Raw genomic sequence first — 16177 nt, 5'->3', positions numbered from 1 at the left:
ATTAAAGCTTGCACGTTTATTGACGGACGCTGATTCAAGTGCATACTATCTATCCAGAGCGTGACGGAGGCCACAGCCGACCCCGTCGCTCAGCTCAGCATGCGAGCCCCCAGAGCTTTCCTCCCCTTGTCCTCTTAGGAGATCCGCAATGACCGCTGGTCCCATCGTTCCGCCGACGCCGTTGACGCCGCCCCCGGAACAGGCCCGCCCAGATTCCCACCAGGGAACAAAACACGCCCGCCGTGCCGCCACCGCCAGCTTCATCGGCAGCACCCTGGAGTATTACGACTTCTTCATCTACGGGTCGGCCTCGGCGCTGATCTTCAATAAGATCTTCTTCCCCGGGATCGACCCCGCCCTCGGCACCATCCTGTCCATGGCCACCATCGGCATCGGCTATGTCGTCCGTCCGCTGGCCGCGAGCGTGATCGGGCACTACGGCGACCGGATCGGACGCCGCCAGATGCTGGTGCTGACGCTCGTGGTGATGGGCGTAGCCACCTTCCTCATCGGCTGCCTGCCGCCGACCGCCGCCATCGGCGCGGCGGCCCCGATCCTCCTGGTTGTCCTCCGGGCCCTGCAGGGAGCATCCGCTGCGGGCGAATCGGTGGGTGCCGTCACCATGACCATGGAACACGCCCCGAGCAATAAGCGGGCCTTCTACAGCAGCTGGGTCAACACGGGCGCGGCTGCCGGCATCATGCTGGCTTCCCTGGCCTTCCTGGCCGTGTCGATGCTCCCCCAGGAGGACCTGCTCAGCTGGGGCTGGCGCCTGCCGTTCCTGGCCAGCATCCTCGTGGTCGGAGTCGGACTCTACATCCGCGCCCGGCTGCCCGAATCGGAGGTGTTCGAAGCCGCAAAGGAAGCGGAGACCGAGAAGGAACTGCCCATCAAGGTGGTCCTCCGCGATCACTGGCGGACCATCATCAAGGTCATCTTCTTCGGGCTCTGGAGCGTGGTTTCGTCCGTCTTCGCCGCATTCGGCCTCGCCTACGCCACGAGCAAGTTCGGCGTCCCGGCGCCGGCGATGCTGGGGGTCACCATCCTCACGGCGGGGCTGGCCGTTGTCGCCCAGCCGTCCGCGGGCATCCTCGCCGACAGGATCGGCCGCAAGCCGGTCTTCATCGCGGGCAACCTCATCTGCGCCGTGGCCGCCTTCGTCTTCTTCTGGTCCATCAGCACCGCCTCGGTGCCGCTCATCTACGCCAGCGGCATCCTTTTCATGACCGTGGGCTACGGAATGGTCAACCCGCTCGGCCCGGCCATGACAGCTGAAATGTTCCCAACGAAGATCCGCTACTCCGGTGCCGCCACAGCCTCGCAGCTGGGCCTCGTTGTCACCGGTTTCGCACCGGCCATCGCAGCGGCCATTGTCCAGCCCGGCCCCACCGGCTGGATTCCCGTGGCCGCCTTCACCGCGGCCTGCTGCCTCGCTTCGGCGGCCGTCACCGCCATCTGGGTCAAGGAAACCTACAACGTCCCCACCGAGGCACTGGGAATTGCGGGGGACCGTCCGTGACACCGCGCACCGCGCTAAAACCAGTGCTCATTGAACACGACGTCGAAACCCCGATGCCGGACGGCGTCATCCTGCGGTCCACGGTGTACCGCCCGGCGGACGGGAAACCGTGCCCGGTCCTGCTCACCAGGACACCCTACGGACGCGACCTCGCCGTCAACTCCGCCTACTTCAACCCCGTAACGGTCGCGGCAGCGGGTTACGCCGTGATCATGCAGGACTGCCGCGGGCGCTTCGGTTCCGACGGCGTCTTCGACCCGTCCGCCAATGAAGCGTCCGACGGCGCCACAACGGTCGGGTGGGCAGCCCGGCTGCCGTACTCCAACGGTGCCGTAGGGATGTGGGGCAGGTCCTACTTCGCGGAGACGCAGTGGCGTGCCGCATCCCTGGCACCGGACGGCCTCGCCGCCCTCTCACCCGGCATCTCCGCCGGGGCCAACGCAAACAACGGCTCACTGTATCGTGGCGGCGCGTACGAGCTCGGCAGCCGCTTCAGCTGGGGCCACGCCTCGGCCTCGGCCAACGAAGTCCTGCGCGAATTTGCCGGCGACCCTGAACTTCGGGACAAGGAGTTCCAGACGTGGCTGGACCTGGACCGCTCGTTTTCCGATGGCAGCGCATTCGGCACACTGCCACTCCGGGACCTCTCCGCACGGCTTGGCACTTTTATGAACCGCCACGTTCTTCCGTCGGCCGGAGAATCACCGGGGAACAGCTTTGCGCAGCTGTGGGACGAAGCTTCCAGGGGGCCGGTGCCTTTGCCCACTATGCACATCGGCGGCTGGTTCGATATCTTCTGCCCCAGCACCCTCTCCCAGTACGCAATGCAGCTGGAGCATAGCCGGACCGGCGCTGCACCCGAACCCCGGCTGATCGTGGGCCCGTGGACCCACACGAACTTCTCCGGAAGCTACCCCGATGTGAGCTTCGGGCTGAACGCGGCCGGGGGCGTGATGAACGGCCTCGGCGACCTTTCCGGGCTCCACACGGCCTGGTTCGACGCCGTGCTCAAGGACCAGCCCGGGCGGATCAGGAACGTCCCGCCCGTGCTGCTGTATTTCATGGGCGAGAACCAGTGGCGCGGTTTCGACGAGCTTCCCGCGCCGCGCGGCCACAGGTCCTGGTTCCTCGGTGCGGACGGGTCACTGCGGGACACCCCGGGGCTCGGCGGCTCCGCGGACTACGATTATGACCCCTTGGACCCGGTCCCCACCGCGGGCGGCGCAACCATGATCCACGGGGCATTTCCCGCGGGTCCCGCCGTGCAGCACGCCGTCGAGGCCCGCGCGGACGTCCTCACTTTCACCACGGAAGCGTTCGAGGAACCCGTCACCCTGTTCGGCGAAGTCACCGCCACGTTCTTCGCCGCCTCCACCGCCGTCGACACCGATTTTGTGGTGCGGCTCTGCCGCGTCGCGCCGGACGGGACCTCGCTGGGCATTGCCGACGGAATCATCCGTGCGTCCTGGCGGGACAGCCACGCCGGGACCGGCCTGTTCCAGGAGGGCCATGAGCCGTCATTGATCGAGCCCGGCAAGACGTACGAATACACCGTGAACCTGTGGCAGACCGCCTACACGTTTGCCCCGGGCGATCGGCTCCGCGTCCAGGTCACGTCAAGCTGCCATCCGCGCTGGGACCGGAACCTCAACACCGGCAAGCTGGCCTACGATTCCGCGGACACCCTGGTCGCCCGGCAGACCGTCCTCTTAGGCCCGGACCACCCGAGCCGGCTGACGGCGGAAATCCTGTGAGCGCGCCGCCGCCGGAAACTCCCGCAGCTCCGGGGCTGACCTTCCTGGCGGAACTCTCGGTCACGGTCGGTGAGCCGATCGACGTCGGGCCAACACCTGAAGGCCACCGGCGCGTCATACCCATCACCGGCGGAACCGTTACCGGCCCCTCCCTGAACGGGCGCGTCATTCCGGGCGGCGCGGATTACCAGCTCCTCCGCAGCCCAACGCTGACGGAGCTGGATGCCCGCTACGTCCTGGAGACCCGCGACGGCCACCGCATCTACGTGCACAATTCGGCGCTGCGCCACGGGAGCGCTGAAGACATTGCCCGGCTCAACCGCGGCGAAACCGTTGACGCCGGCAGCATCTATTTCCGCTGCTGGCCCCGGCTCACAACGGCCGCTCCTGAATGGGAATGGCTGAACGGGCGACTCGCGGTGGGAACCGGCGAACGGCATCCGGACCGCGTGCTGATCCGGATCTTCCTCATCGACTGAGGCCGGACGTCATCGCCTGAGGCAGGACGCGGCCCGGCCGGCAACTGTCCGTTCGCGCTGCCCGCACTACGCGGCCAGCGGAACCTCCGGGCTGCCGGCAACCACCACGAGTTCAGGCCCGTCCGCGGAGACGGTGACCTGTCCTCCGGCCGTGAGGCCGGAGCCCACCAGCAGATCGGCGATCCGGTCGTCGAGTTCGCGCTGGATCACGCGGCGCATGGGCCGGGCACCGTACTCGGGCTCGTAGCCCCGCTCAGCGATCCAGTCCACCGCGTCCTCGCTGACGGACAGCGCGATCCCCTGCGCGCGCAGGCGGGCTTCGGTGTCGTTGAGCATCAGCCGCACGATCTGGCGCAACTGGGCCTGGTCCAGCTTGCGGAACAGCACGATCTCGTCGATGCGGTTCAGGAACTCAGGCCGCATCGATTCCCGCAGCCGTGCCAGGACACGGCCGCGCAGGGCCTTCTCCGAGCCGAAGGCGCTCCCCTCGCCGGCAGCGGTGAACCCGGTGGGCCCGGCCTTGCTGGCCAGGAACTCCGAGCCGAGGTTCGAGGTCATGATGACCACCGTGTTGCGGAAGTCCACTGTGCGTCCGTGGCCGTCCGTCAGGCGCCCGTCGTCGAGCACCTGCAGCAGGAGGTTGAACACATCCGGATGCGCCTTTTCGATCTCGTCGAGCAGCACGATCGAGTACGGATTGCGCCGTACCCGCTCTGTGAGCTGGCCGGCTTCGTCGTAACCTACGTACCCCGGAGGGGCACCCACAAGGCGGCTCACGGTGTGCCGCTCGCCGAACTCGCTCATGTCGAAGCGGATCATGGAATCTTCGCTTCCGAACAGCGAGCCCGCCAGGGCCTTGGCGAGTTCGGTCTTGCCGACGCCGGTGGGGCCCAGGAACAGGAAGCTCCCGATCGGCCGGCCGGCAGCGCCCATGCCCGTGCGGTTCCGCCGGACGGACTTCGCAATCAGGCTCACGGCGTCCTCCTGGCCGACGACCCGCTGGTGCAGGTCCTCTTCCAGCCTGGCCAGCCGCTCCCGGTCACCCTCGGTGATCCGGCTGGCCGGGATGCCCGTTGCACGCGAGATGACCTCGGCAATTTCCGGTTCGCCGACGACGGCGGCGGCAGCGTCGCTGGAAACGTCACCGCGGGCTTCCTGGCCGGCCGCACCGCCGTCGAGCTTCTCCTTCAGCGCTTTCGCCTCGTCGCGCAGCCGGGAGGCTTCTTCGAAGTCCTCGGCGGCTATGGCGGCGTTCTTCGATTCCTCGAGCGCCGCAAGCTGTTCGCGCAGGGCCGCGACGTCCTGCCGGGCACCGAGTTTGAGGCTCAGTCTTGCCCCGGCCTGGTCGATAAGGTCGATCGCTTTGTCCGGCAGGAACCGGTCCGCCACGTAACGGGCGGACAGTTCGACGGCGGCCCTGATCGCCTCGTCGGTGTAGCGGACGCCGTGGTGTTCCTCGTACCGCTGGCGCAGTCCGGAGAGGATCTGCACGGCGTCCTCAATGGCGGGCTCCCCTACCTGGACGGGCTGGAAGCGGCGCTCAAACGCGGGATCCTTCTCCACCTTGCGGTACTCGTTCAGCGTGGTGGCACCCACAACGTGGAGTTCGCCGCGGGCCAGCCGCGGCTTCAGGATGTTGCCTGCATCCATGCCGCCCTCGCCCGCGCCGCCGGCCCCGAGGACCATATGCAGCTCGTCGATGAACAGGATGAGCCGGCCCGCGTTGGCAGTCACTTCGTCCATCGCCTTGGTCAGGCGCTCTTCGAAGTCCCCGCGGTAGCGGGTCCCTGCGAGCATGGCGGGAAGGTCCAGCGAAATGACCCGCTTGTTGCGGAGCTGTTCCGGCACGGTGTCGTTGGCAATGGCCTGGGCCAGGCCTTCCACGATTGCCGTCTTGCCTACGCCGGCTTCGCCGATCAGCACCGGGTTGTTCTTGGTGCGCCGGGCCAGGATTTCGATGGTCTGGGCCGTCTCGTCGGCCCGCCCGATGACCGGGTCCAGGCCGCCTGAACGCGCCAGGGCGGTGAGGTCCGTCCCGTAGGTGTCCAGCGTCGGGGTCTCAGAAGCGGCTCCCGGTTCCCCTGCCGGGGCAGTTCCGGGGCGGCCGTTTCCGGGCTGTTCACCGCTGTCCGCCTCGCGTGCCCCGGCCTGGAAGGATTCGGGCGTGACGCCGGCCGCTGCGAGCACCTGCCCCGCCGGAGCGTCCTGGTTCAGCACCAGGGCGAAGAACAGGTGCTCCGGGTCGATGTAGGTGGAACCGAACGCCCGCGCAACCTGGTAGGCATCGAGCAGGGCCCGCTGCGCGGACGGCGTCAGCGCAGGAGCTGCCGTCACCGCCCGGGCGGATTTCTCCGGCAGCCGTTCTTCAGCCGCCTTGGCCACGGCCGCGGGGTCGGCCCCGGCGCGGCGCACGTAGCTGACGGCCGGCTCAGCCCCTGCCATGGTCCGCAGGACATGCAGGGCATCCACATCGCCGTGTCCGAGGTCCACGGCGAACTGGCCCGCGAGCGAGAGCAGTTCGTGGGTGCGGCGGCTCAGCAGCCTGGTAATGTCCGTGGGGCGCCCGGACCGGGCCGCGCGCTGGCCCTGCAGGTAGCGCGCAAGGAACTCGTCAAACGATCCGCTGCCGGTACCGGCAGGTCCAAAAAACGTTGGCATGTACCCTCCGTAGGTAAAGTTGAGTGCAATTGACTCAAGTCTCTAGCTACGGAGATTATTCCCGGTCCGGCGGCGGGGCCGCAACTGCACGTTCGCGCCCCGCCCCCGGGCCGCAACTGCCCGTTCGCGCTTACTGCAGCTGGCCGTTCGCCGGCGCCAGCTTGCGCAGGTCAGCCTTCCGGATCTTGCCGCTGGCAGTCCTGGGCATCTCCTCCACGAACACCACCGACTTGGGGATCTTGTACCGGGCCAGCCGGCCGTCCAGGTGGGCCCGCAGTTGCTCTTCGCTCAGCTGCGCCCCTTCCCGCAGGAGCACTACGGCCCGCGGCACCTCGCCCCATTTGTCGTCCGGCACGCCGATCACGGCCACACTCCCCACGGCATCCAGCTCGGTGATCGCCTGCTCCACTTCGGCCGGATAGATGTTCTCGCCGCCGGAGATGATCATGTCCTTGAGCCGGTCCGAGATGAACACGAAGCCGTCGTCATCCTTGTAGCCCATGTCGCCGGACTTGAACCAGCCGTCGCCGGTGTAGGAGTCGGCCGTCGCGTCGGGCCGGTTCCAGTACTGGGGGATGACGTTGGGGCCCTTGATCTGGATCTCCCCCACGGTGCCCGGGGCCGCGGCGCCCGCACCGGGATCGGTGAGGTCCGCGACCCGGACCTCCGTGAAGAAGTGCGGCAGGCCGGAGGATCCGGCCTTGTCCCGGGACCGCGCCGCCGGCAGCGTGGTGGCCCCCGGCGCCGTTTCGGTCATTCCGTAGCCGTTGGAGAACCGCAGCCCGCGCTTCTCGTAGGCATCCAGCACGCGCAGCGGCACGGCTGATCCGCCGCAGGTCAGCTTGTTCAGGGAGCTGAGGTCCGTGGCGTCCCAGGCGGGATGTTCACAGAGCATCTGGTACGTGGTGGGCACCCCGCTGATGGTGGTGGCCCGGTGCCGTTCGATGAGCTGAAGCGTGCGGAGCGGGTCAAACCTGGGTTCGAGGATCACGGTCCCGCCTTTCAGCAGGGTGGGCAGGACGCCCATGTCCAGGGACGCCACGTGGAACATCGGGGAGATCATCAGGGCCACATCCGTGGAGGCGAAGTCGAAGTCGACAATCACGTTGAGGCAGTTCCAGGTGATGTTTCCGTGGGTCAGCAGGGCGCCCTTGGGGTGTCCGGTTGTTCCGGAGGTGTAAAGGATCATGGCGCCGTCGTCCAGGCCCACCGGCTCGTCCGGGGCCGTCGTCGAGCCGGAGGCGACGACGTCCTCATAGTCCTCCGCCGCCGTCGTGCCTTCCGTCCCGCTTCCCGCCGGAGCGGTGCGATCTCCTGTCACAGCGGCGTCGTCGACGGCGATCCGCCGGCCCACCGCCGTCCCCTCGCCGCCGCGGACCGCCAGGCCGGAAAGGCTCGAAGCATGCACCAGCAGCGCAGCGCCGCAGTCCCTGAGCTGGAACTGGATTTCCGGCGGCGCCAGCCGGGTGTTGAGCGGAACGAAGACCGCTCCGGCAAGGCCGCAGGCGAAGAGCGTCTCCAGGAAGGACGGATCGTTCTCCCCCAGGTATGCCACCCGGTCCCCGCGCGAGACGCCGCGGTCACGGAAGGCGTTGGCGAGCCGGACGGAACGTTCCGCCAGTTGCTCGTAGCTGACCTCCCGGTCTCCGGCGATGATTGCTGCCTTGTTGCCCGACTTCGGGCGGCGCCGTTGCAGCCACGAGCCGATGCCAAAATTTTCCACGGCAAGTCCTTTCTAATAAAACGGTAGTACTTGTCGGCCGGATCAGAGCCGGACGGTCTGGAGATCGTTGTTCTTGGGTTCCCTGGTCAGCAGGATGAAGACGATCGACACCACGGACATGACGGCCAGGTACCAAACCACCGCACCGGTGTTCTGGCCGGAATCCTTGAAGATCTGCGCCACGATTCCCGGGGTGAAGCCGGCCCCGAGCAGCGTTGCCAGCTGGTAGCCCAGCGAGGCGCCGGTGTACCGGGAGGTGGTGCCGAACTGTTCGGAGACGAAGGCCGCGAGCGGACCGAACAGCATGGAGTGGATCATCAGGCCCACTGCGAACGCCACGAAGATCAGCATGATGTTGTTGGAGGACAGCAGCTGGAACATCGGTACGAGGTAGGCGATGAACACCACCAGTCCGCCCACCATCACGGGCCGCCGGCCCAGCTTGTCCGAAAGCCTTCCGCCCAGGACAACAAAGACGATGGAGATCAGGGACGCCGCCGCGTAGGCATAGAGCACACCCTGGCGGTCCGCGCCCTTGGAGACGGCGAAGGTCACAGCGAACGTTGCCAGCACCACCTGCAGCGCGAACCCTGCCGCTCCGGCCAGCATGGTGAAGATCAGGGTCTTTGGCCGGCGGAGCACCTGCAGGAGGGGAATTTCGCGGCGGGCCGGGGCGGAACCGGTCAGCTGGGAATCCTGTGCCTGCGAACCTTCAGCCTGTTCGCGCTTTTCCTGCTCGAGCGCGGCCTTAAAGATGGGGCTCTCGGAAACCTTGAGCCGGACGAACATGCCCACGCCCAGCAGTACGAAGGAGAGCAGGAACGGCACGCGCCAGCCCCAGGCGAGGAACTGCTCGTTCGGCAGGGAGGAAAATGCCCCCATGATGAAGGTGCCCAGCACGGCGCCCGTGGGGGCTCCGGCGTTCACGAACGACGCCGCGAAGCCCCGCTTGCCGGACTCCGAGTGTTCCAGCGCCATCAGGGCGGCGCCGCCCCATTCACCGCCGACGGCGATACCCTGGAAGACACGGAGGATCACCAGCATCACGGCGCCCCACGGGCCGGCCACGGAGGCGTCCGGGACCAGGCCGATCAGGGTGGAGGCCACGCCCATGACCAGCATGGACACGATGAGCATTCCCTTGCGGCCCAACTTGTCACCGAAGTGGCCGAAGATGACCCCGCCGAGCGGGCGTGCCACGTAGCCGGCAGCGAACGTGCCGTAGGCGGCCACCACACCCACCCAGTCGTCCATTCCGGAGAAGAAGACCTTGGGGAAGACGACGGCGGCGGCCGTGGCGTAGAGGAGGAAATCGTAGTACTCGATGGTGCTGCCCAGATAACTGGAGGCGATGACCGTGCGCGCTTCCTTGCGGCGTTCGGCCGTACCCATGGCGTGAAGCTGAGTGAGTCCAGACATGGCTGTTCCTTTAGGACAGAGGGACAAAACGGGTTTTGGGACGTGAAAATGCGGCTTACTTGTAGAAGCGGGCCAGGAATTCGGCCACGACGGCCGGGCGCTCCTGGCCTTCGATCTCGATGGTGTTGGACACCTTGATCTGGGCACCGCCCTTGACCTCGGTGACCTCGGCGATGGTGGCCCGCATGCGGATCCGCGAGCCCACCTTGACCGGTGAGGTGAAGCGGACCTTGTCCAGGCCGTAGTTCACTTTGGTGGTGACGCCGTCGACGTCGAACAGCTCGCCCCAGAACGGGATGATGAGCGAGAGCGTCAGGAAGCCGTGGGCGATGGGGGCGCCGAACGGGCCGTCCTTGGCGCGTTCCGGATCCACGTGGATCCACTGGTCATCGCCGGTGGCGTCGGCGAATTTGTTGATCTGTTCCTGCGTGATTTCGCGGTATTCGGTGACGCCGAGGTCGGTCCCGGCGAGCGTGAGCAGTTTGTCGAAGTCGACGACGAGATTGGGCATCTTTGCCTCCTGGGGCGGTTTTTGGGTGTGGGGAATTACGACGGCGGCGCGGTGCTTCCGCCGTCGGGTTTCAGTTGCTGTTCGGTTGGGTGCGTGCTGGCGCGGTTTAGTTCGGGCGCCTCAGTTCGGGCCGCTCAGCGGGTGAAGGCGCTTTCGCCGGTGAGGGCGCGGCCCACGATGAGCGCGTTGATTTCGTGCGTGCCCTCGTAGGAGTAGACGGCTTCGGCGTCGGCGTGGAACCGGGCGACGTCCGTTTCCAGGGTGATGCCGTTGCCGCCCACCACTTCGCGGGCCAGCGCCACGGTTTCGCGCATCAGCAGGGAGGTCTGCATCTTGGCCAGGGCGGAATCCTGGTCGCGGTAGATGCCCTTGGCCTGTTGCTCGGTCAGCCGGACCACCAGCGACAGCGAGGATGTGACGTTGCCGAGCATCCGGGCCAGCTTTTCCTGGACCAGCTGGAAGGATCCCACTGGGCGGCCGAACTGCCGGCGTTCCGTCACGTAGCGGAGGGCGGCTTCGAACGCGCCCGCCTGGACGCCGGTGGCAATCCAGGCAACGTCCGAGCGCATGGCCCGGAGCATCGCGGCCACGTCCTTGAAGGAGTTCACGTTGTGCAGCCGCATGGCTTCCGGCACGCGGACGCCCTCGAGGGTGATGTGGGCGTTCTGCATCATCCGCAGGGCGGTCTTGCCGTGGATCTTCTCCAGCGTCACGCCCTCCGATTCGCGGTCCACCAGGAACGCTTTCACCTGGCCGTCTTCCTGGTCCCTGGCGAAGACCGCCAGGACGTCAGCGTTGACCGCCCCGCCGATCCAGCGCTTGGCACCGTCCAGGACCCACGAATCCCCCTCCCGGCGGGCCGTTGTGGAGAGTCCGCCGGCGATGTCCGAGCCGGAGTCGGGTTCGGTGAGCGAGAAGACGCCCTTGAGCGAGAAGTCGATAACCTTCGGCATCCACGCGGCCTGCTGCTCCGGCGAGGCACCCACCCGGATGGCGGTCCGGAAGAGCCCGGCCTGGGACGTGTACCAGGTGGCCAGCGAGGCGTCCGTGCGGGACAGTTCGAAGATCCGGAAGCCCTGGTAGATGCCGCGCGCAGGCCTGCTGCCCGGACCACCCGTCAGGTCCGCCGGTTCCATCAGGTCCAGGTCGATCAGGGGCTGTGCCAGTTGCGTGGGGAATTCGCCCCGCTCCCAGTAATCGGCCAGCAGGGGCCGCGCTTCCCGGTCCAGGAAGCTGCGAAGCCTGCCCAGGACGCGGCGCTCGTCCTCCGTGAGGAGGGACTCCGCGTCGTAGTAGTCGGCCACTTCGTAGAGGCGTTCCGCGGCACCCACGGTGGGTTCCGCCGTCGTCGTGGTCATCTCAGCCGTCCAGTCCGAGCAGGCGCACGGCGTTGTGCTTGAGGATCTTGGGCCGGACCTCGTCCTTGAGCGGCAGGTCGGCAAACGCGGCCAGCCACTTCTGCGGCGTGATGAGCGGGAAGTCCGTGCCGAACAGGACCTTGTCCTGCAGCACCGAGTTGGACATGCGCACCAGCGATTCCGGGAAGTACTTGGGCGACCAGCCGGAGAGGTCGATGTACACGTTGGACTTGTGCGTGGCGATCGAGTTCGCCTCGTCCTGCCACGGCACGGACGGGTGCGCCATGATGATCCGCAGTTCCGGGAAGTCCGCGGCCACGGCGTCCAGCAGGAGCGGGTTGGAGTAGGCCAGCTTGATGCCGTACCCGCCGGGAAGCCCCGCTCCCATGCCGTTCTGTCCGGTGTGGAAGATTGCCGGCAGGCCCAGTTCCTGCAGGGCTTCCCACAGCGGATAGAACTGTTCGTTCGACGGGTCGAAGCCCTGCAGGCTGGGGTGGAACTTGAAGCCGCGGGCCCCCAGGTCGATGGCCTGGCGCTTGGCGCCCTGGATGGCGTCGGCGCCGGTGCGCGGATCCACGCTGCCGAAAGGGATCAGCACGTCGTTGTTCCTGGCCGCGCCGGCGATCAGGTCCTCAATGCTGTTGGGTTCGTGCTTGAGCTGGGTCCGTGCGTCCACGGTGAACACGACGGCGGCCATGTTCAGTTCCCGGTACACCTCGGCGATGCGGTCCAGCGACGGTGTGCGGTCCTCGGACTTGAAGTACTTGGCTGACGCCTCGGTCAGCGCCGGCGGCAGTGACTCGTGGCCGTGGCCGTCCACTTCGAGGTGGACGTGCATGTCGATCGCGTCGAGCTTCGAGGCGTCGATGCCGAGTTCGTAGCGGGTGGCAGCCATTGCTAGCCCACCTTCACAGGGGCTGCGGCAGGCTGTGCGGGTGCGGGCTGCGCCTCGGGCTCCAAGCCTTCGGGCAGCGGGAGGAATTCCTCGCCGACTGACTGCAGCCTGCTGCCGAAGAGCGGGCCGAAGTTCTCCACCAGGTCCTCGTACCGCCAGCCGCCCTCGCGGTATTCGGTGGCCGCAGCTTCGGGGTGGGTCCAGAGCTGCAGCCGGTCACCGCCGGCCCCGATGGCCTGGCCGGTAATGCCGGCTGCCTCATCGGAGGCAAGGAACGCGACCAGCCCGGAGACGTCGTCGGCCGTTCCGAAACCGAGGTCATGGCGGAAGAAAGCCGGCATGGCCTCGCCGCGCTCGTCCGCCTCGACTGCCTTTTGGAAGTACGGGACGGTCTTGGTCATGGCGGTGGCGGCCACCGGGATAACGCCGTTGGCGGTGACGCCGGCCTTCTTCATTTCCAGGGCCCAGGTTCGGACCATGCCCAAAATGCCGGCCTTGGCGGCTGCGTAGTTGGTCTGGCCGAAGTTTCCGCGCTGGCCGGTGGGCGAGCCGATGGTGATGATCCGGCCTGCGATGCCGTTCTCCTTGAAGTAGGCGAACGCTTCCCGGACGCAGGTGAAGGTGCCACGGAGGTGGACGTTGATGACGGCGTCGAAGTCCTCGTCGGTCATTTTCAGCAGGCTCTTGTCGCGGAGGATGCCGGCGTTGGTGACCAGGATGTCGAGGCGGCCGAACTCCGTGACGGCGGCCTGCACCAGCTGTTTGGCAACTTCAGTGCTTCCCACGGGAGCCACCACGGCGGCGGCCTTCCCGCCGTCGGCCCCGATGGTCCGGACTGCTTCCGCGGCCACCTCGGCGTCGACGTCGTTGATGACGACGGCGGCACCCTGCCGGGCGAGCTCCCGGGCGTAGGCCAGGCCAAGGCCCCTGCCGCTTCCGGTGACGATTGCTACTTTGCCTGACAGGCTCATGGCTGCTCCTTTGCTAGCTGACCTTGTGCATCCCGGCTCTCGGCGTGGGATGCTGTTCTGTATCCATGAAATGATGGATAGTTGAAAATGTCAACGATTTATTTTGATGATTATTGGAGTCGGCCATGACGATCGAGACACAGGGCGATCAGCGGACCGAACAGGCACACAAGCTTGTCGCCGCGTCCATCAGCCGCGACCTGGGGTTCCTGCTGGCCAAGCTGCACGCCACCGGGTCCGTACTGAACAACAGGGCATTGGCCGAGTTCGACCTCAAGGAGCGCTCGTACTCCGTGCTGATCCTCGCCAACAGCGGGCTGGAGCCGACGCAGCGCGAAATGGCGGACTTCCTCAGCCTGGACCCCAGCCAGATTGTGGCCCTGGTGGATGAGCTGGAAAAACGGCGGCTCGTGGTGAGGGCGCCGGGGAAGCAGGACCGCCGGGCAAAGACTGTCACAGCCACCGCCAAGGGGGAAAAGCTGCTGCAGCAGGCCAGCCAGGCTGCACAACAGGCAGAAGCGGAGGTGCTCGGGGGGCTGGCCGCGGAAGAATCGGCCCAGCTGAAGGCGCTCCTCCGCAAAGCGCTGTGGGGTGGCGCCGGGACGTCGGACTGAGAGCCGGGTCCGGGTCAGCGGGACGAGGGCTTGTGGTCGGCGCCCCGCATCCGGACAGCCACCACAAGACCGGAGGCACCCGTCAGGACGGCAACGACGGCGACTGCCGCCGGGATGCCATAGGCGTCGGCGATAATTCCGGAGAGCAAGGCGCCGACGGCAAAGCCGCCGTCCCGCCACAGCCGGTAGATGCCCACAGACCTCGCCCGCCATTCAGGATGGGCCACATCCCCGATGGCTGCCAGCAGTGTCGGATAGACCATGGCAGTGCCCGCTCCGAGCAGCACCGCCGCGGCCAGCCACGCTTCGAAGCCGGCCCCAAAGGCAACCATGCCCAGCGCCACCGCCTGCACCAGCATGCCTCCCACGATCAGGGGCTTGCGCCCGATCCGGTCCGACAGTGCCCCGGTCACCAACTGGCCGGCACCCCACACGGCCGGGTACACGGCCGCCAGGATCCCGATGCGTTCAATGCTCAATCCGGCGGCCGCGAAGAGTACAGGGAACAGGCCCCAGGCCAGGCCGTCATTCAGGTTGTTCACCATGCCCGCCTGGCTCACGGAGGAGAGGGACTTGTCGCGGAAGCTGGTCAGCGTGAACACCTCGCGGTTGCTGAGCTGGGCGTGCGCCCCCTCGTGGACCGCAACATGATTGGCGGCCTCGGCCCTGGCATGGTGGTGCGTCTCCCGCACGGTGAGCACGGAGAGCCCCAGGCCGACGGCAATGAAGGCTGCGCCGAGCAGGAAAGGACCCGGGCGCAGGCCGTAGGTGGACGCTATGTAGCCGGTGGCCAGCGCGGTTCCGGCCACACCGAGGTAGCCGGCCGCCTCGTTCAGACCCATGGCCAGGCCGCGCCGGGACGGGCCCACCAGGTCCATCTTCATCATCACGGTGGTGGACCAGGTCAGCCCCTGGCTGATGCCGAGGATGACATTGGCTGCGACGATCCACCCCCATGACGGCCCGAAGATCAGCATCAGCGGGACGGGCAGGGCTATCAGCCAGCCCGCCACCAGCACCGGCTTGCGGCCGTAACGGTCCGACAGGGTTCCGGCGAAATAGTTGGTGGCCGCCTTGGCCACGCCGAAGGCCAGGATGTACGTCAAAGCGCTGGTATACAGGTCCAGCCTGAAGACCTCGCTGGCCAGCAGCGGCAGGACGGTCCTCTCCTGGCCCAGTGTTCCGCCCACCAGGGCGTTGACTGCCACGAGGATCATGAACTGGGCAAGGTTCTGCCGCAGGCCGAGGGTTATGGCGCCCCGTGTGTGGTGGAGATGCTTGCGAGAGGTGCTTCCTGGTGTCATGGGGTGCGTTCCTTGTATTCGCCGGGTTTCCGGGTGCCGTTTTCACGGGGCCCGCTCGCGGCAAGGCTGGCATTCCACGAAAACGTGGAATATTCTTAATTCCAGTATTACATGGAATATTGGAGGTACAAATGGGCGACAGTGCAAAGAAGGCTGCGTTGTTCGAAGAGTTCGCCAGGGTGGGGAAGGCCATGGGCCACGGCAAGCGCCTGGAGCTGGTGGACCTGCTTGCGCAGGGCGAACGGAGCGTCGAGTCACTTGCCAAGGCAGCCGGGCTTGGCCTGAGCACCGCATCGGCCCACCTGCAGACCCTCAAGCAGGCGGGGCTCGTGGCCACCCGCCGGGATGGCGCCCGGATCTACTATGACCTGGCCGGGCCGGACGTCGCCTCCCTGTTCAGCCTGGTACGCAGCGTGGCCCGGTCGCGCGTTGCCGACGTCGAACAGAAGCGCGCGGACTACCTTGGCCTCACCGGCAACTCAGCACAGGACGGCCCAGGGCTGCCTGCAGAAATGACCAGGGAGGAACTCCTGGAACGGGTGGAGGCCGGAACGGTCACCGTGCTGGATGTGCGCCCTGCGGAGGAGTACCGTGCCGGCCATATTCCCGGCGCGTTGTCGATCCCGCTTGAGGAGCTCAGCAGCCGGCTGGGCGAGCTGCCTCCGGGCAGCGAGGTGGTGGCCTACTGCCGCGGTGCATACTGCGTGCTGGCATACGAGGCCGTGGAACTCCTGCAGGCCAAGGGCCGGCGCTCGTTGCGCCTGCACGACGGAATGCTGGAATGGCGCCTGAGCGGACTGCCCGTAGATACAGGGCGCGCAGCGTGATGTCCGGGCGTCCCGCTCCGCGGAGGAAGTGCGCCGTTCAGAAGGGCCGACGGCGACTGGGGACAGCCCGGGTCTCAGCGGGCTTTTCGCCGCCGGCCCCATAACAATTTTAGGAGATTCCTCCCCGCCGCGTGCGAGTGGACGC

The 16177-nt window shown here is 67.0% G+C and carries 13 protein-coding genes; 5 read left to right on the top strand and 8 right to left on the bottom strand.

Translation table 11 applies throughout. The features are described 5' to 3' along the window. Window positions 1-148 precede the first annotated feature (148 nt). The 3 genes from RW112_RS13650 to RW112_RS13640 are packed head-to-tail and all read left to right on the top strand — an operon-like array spanning window position 149 to window position 3752. A complete protein-coding gene (locus RW112_RS13650) occupies window positions 149-1519 on the top strand; it encodes an MFS transporter (RefSeq protein ID WP_317782299.1) in 1371 nt (456 codons plus the stop codon). Beyond that, a complete protein-coding gene (locus tag RW112_RS13645; protein WP_317782298.1) occupies window positions 1516-3273 on the top strand; it encodes a CocE/NonD family hydrolase in 1758 nt (585 codons plus the stop codon). Before RW112_RS13650 ends, RW112_RS13645 begins: the two co-directional genes overlap by 4 nt. Continuing rightward, window positions 3270-3752, top strand: coding sequence for a DUF3237 domain-containing protein (locus tag RW112_RS13640; protein WP_317782297.1), 483 nt, complete (start codon window positions 3270-3272; stop codon window positions 3750-3752). The genes RW112_RS13645 and RW112_RS13640 overlap by 4 nt, the downstream gene beginning before the upstream one ends. Window positions 3753-3818: 66 nt before the next feature. On the opposite strand, the gene RW112_RS13635 is transcribed toward RW112_RS13640, so the two are convergent. The 7 genes from RW112_RS13635 to RW112_RS13605 form a co-directional block, all read right to left on the bottom strand. Continuing rightward, on the bottom strand, window positions 3819-6410 hold the full coding sequence (locus RW112_RS13635; protein ID WP_317782296.1) for an ATP-dependent Clp protease ATP-binding subunit: 2592 nt from the start codon (window positions 6408-6410) through the stop codon (window positions 3819-3821). 130 nt (window positions 6411-6540) lie between these two features. Continuing rightward, on the bottom strand, window positions 6541-8133 hold the full coding sequence (locus RW112_RS13630; protein ID WP_317782295.1) for a long-chain fatty acid--CoA ligase: 1593 nt from the start codon (window positions 8131-8133) through the stop codon (window positions 6541-6543). A gap of 42 nt (window positions 8134-8175) precedes the next feature. After that, complete coding sequence (locus RW112_RS13625) at window positions 8176-9552, bottom strand: MFS transporter (protein ID WP_317782294.1); 1377 nt, start codon at window positions 9550-9552, stop codon at window positions 8176-8178. Window positions 9553-9607: 55 nt separating this feature from the next. Beyond that, entirely contained in the window at window positions 9608-10063 is a 456-nt protein-coding gene (locus tag RW112_RS13620; protein ID WP_003798928.1) for a MaoC family dehydratase, read from the bottom strand. Between the two features lie 134 nt (window positions 10064-10197). Further along, entirely contained in the window at window positions 10198-11421 is a 1224-nt protein-coding gene (locus tag RW112_RS13615) for an acyl-CoA dehydrogenase family protein (protein ID WP_317782293.1), read from the bottom strand. Window position 11422: 1 nt separating this feature from the next. Further along, the gene (locus RW112_RS13610) at window positions 11423-12316 is read right to left on the bottom strand and encodes an amidohydrolase family protein (RefSeq protein WP_317782292.1); all 894 of its coding nucleotides are present in this window, start codon (window positions 12314-12316) and stop codon (window positions 11423-11425) included. Window positions 12317-12318: 2 nt separating this feature from the next. Beyond that, window positions 12319-13287 (bottom strand): SDR family NAD(P)-dependent oxidoreductase, encoded by a 969-nt coding sequence (locus RW112_RS13605; protein WP_317782291.1) that lies wholly within the window; start codon window positions 13285-13287, stop codon window positions 12319-12321. Window positions 13288-13412: 125 nt separating this feature from the next. Here RW112_RS13605 and RW112_RS13600 point away from each other — a divergent pair, with 125 nt between their 5' ends. Next, the gene (locus RW112_RS13600; protein ID WP_317782290.1) at window positions 13413-13901 is read left to right on the top strand and encodes a MarR family winged helix-turn-helix transcriptional regulator; all 489 of its coding nucleotides are present in this window, start codon (window positions 13413-13415) and stop codon (window positions 13899-13901) included. 14 nt (window positions 13902-13915) lie between these two features. Here the strand turns inward: RW112_RS13600 and RW112_RS13595 are convergent, their stop codons facing one another. Next, the gene (locus tag RW112_RS13595) at window positions 13916-15205 is read right to left on the bottom strand and encodes an MFS transporter (RefSeq protein WP_317782289.1); all 1290 of its coding nucleotides are present in this window, start codon (window positions 15203-15205) and stop codon (window positions 13916-13918) included. 131 nt (window positions 15206-15336) lie between these two features. Between RW112_RS13595 and RW112_RS13590 the strand changes: the two genes are divergently transcribed. Then, the gene (locus RW112_RS13590) at window positions 15337-16032 is read left to right on the top strand and encodes a metalloregulator ArsR/SmtB family transcription factor (protein ID WP_317782288.1); all 696 of its coding nucleotides are present in this window, start codon (window positions 15337-15339) and stop codon (window positions 16030-16032) included. Window positions 16033-16177: the final 145 nt, after the last annotated feature.

The organism is Arthrobacter sp. B10-11 (assembly GCF_033142195.1).
GTDB lineage: Bacteria > Actinomycetota > Actinomycetes > Actinomycetales > Micrococcaceae > Arthrobacter > Arthrobacter oryzae_C.
The sequence above is the reverse complement of the archived record's forward strand: the minus strand, read 5'-3'. Positions and strand labels throughout refer to the sequence as shown.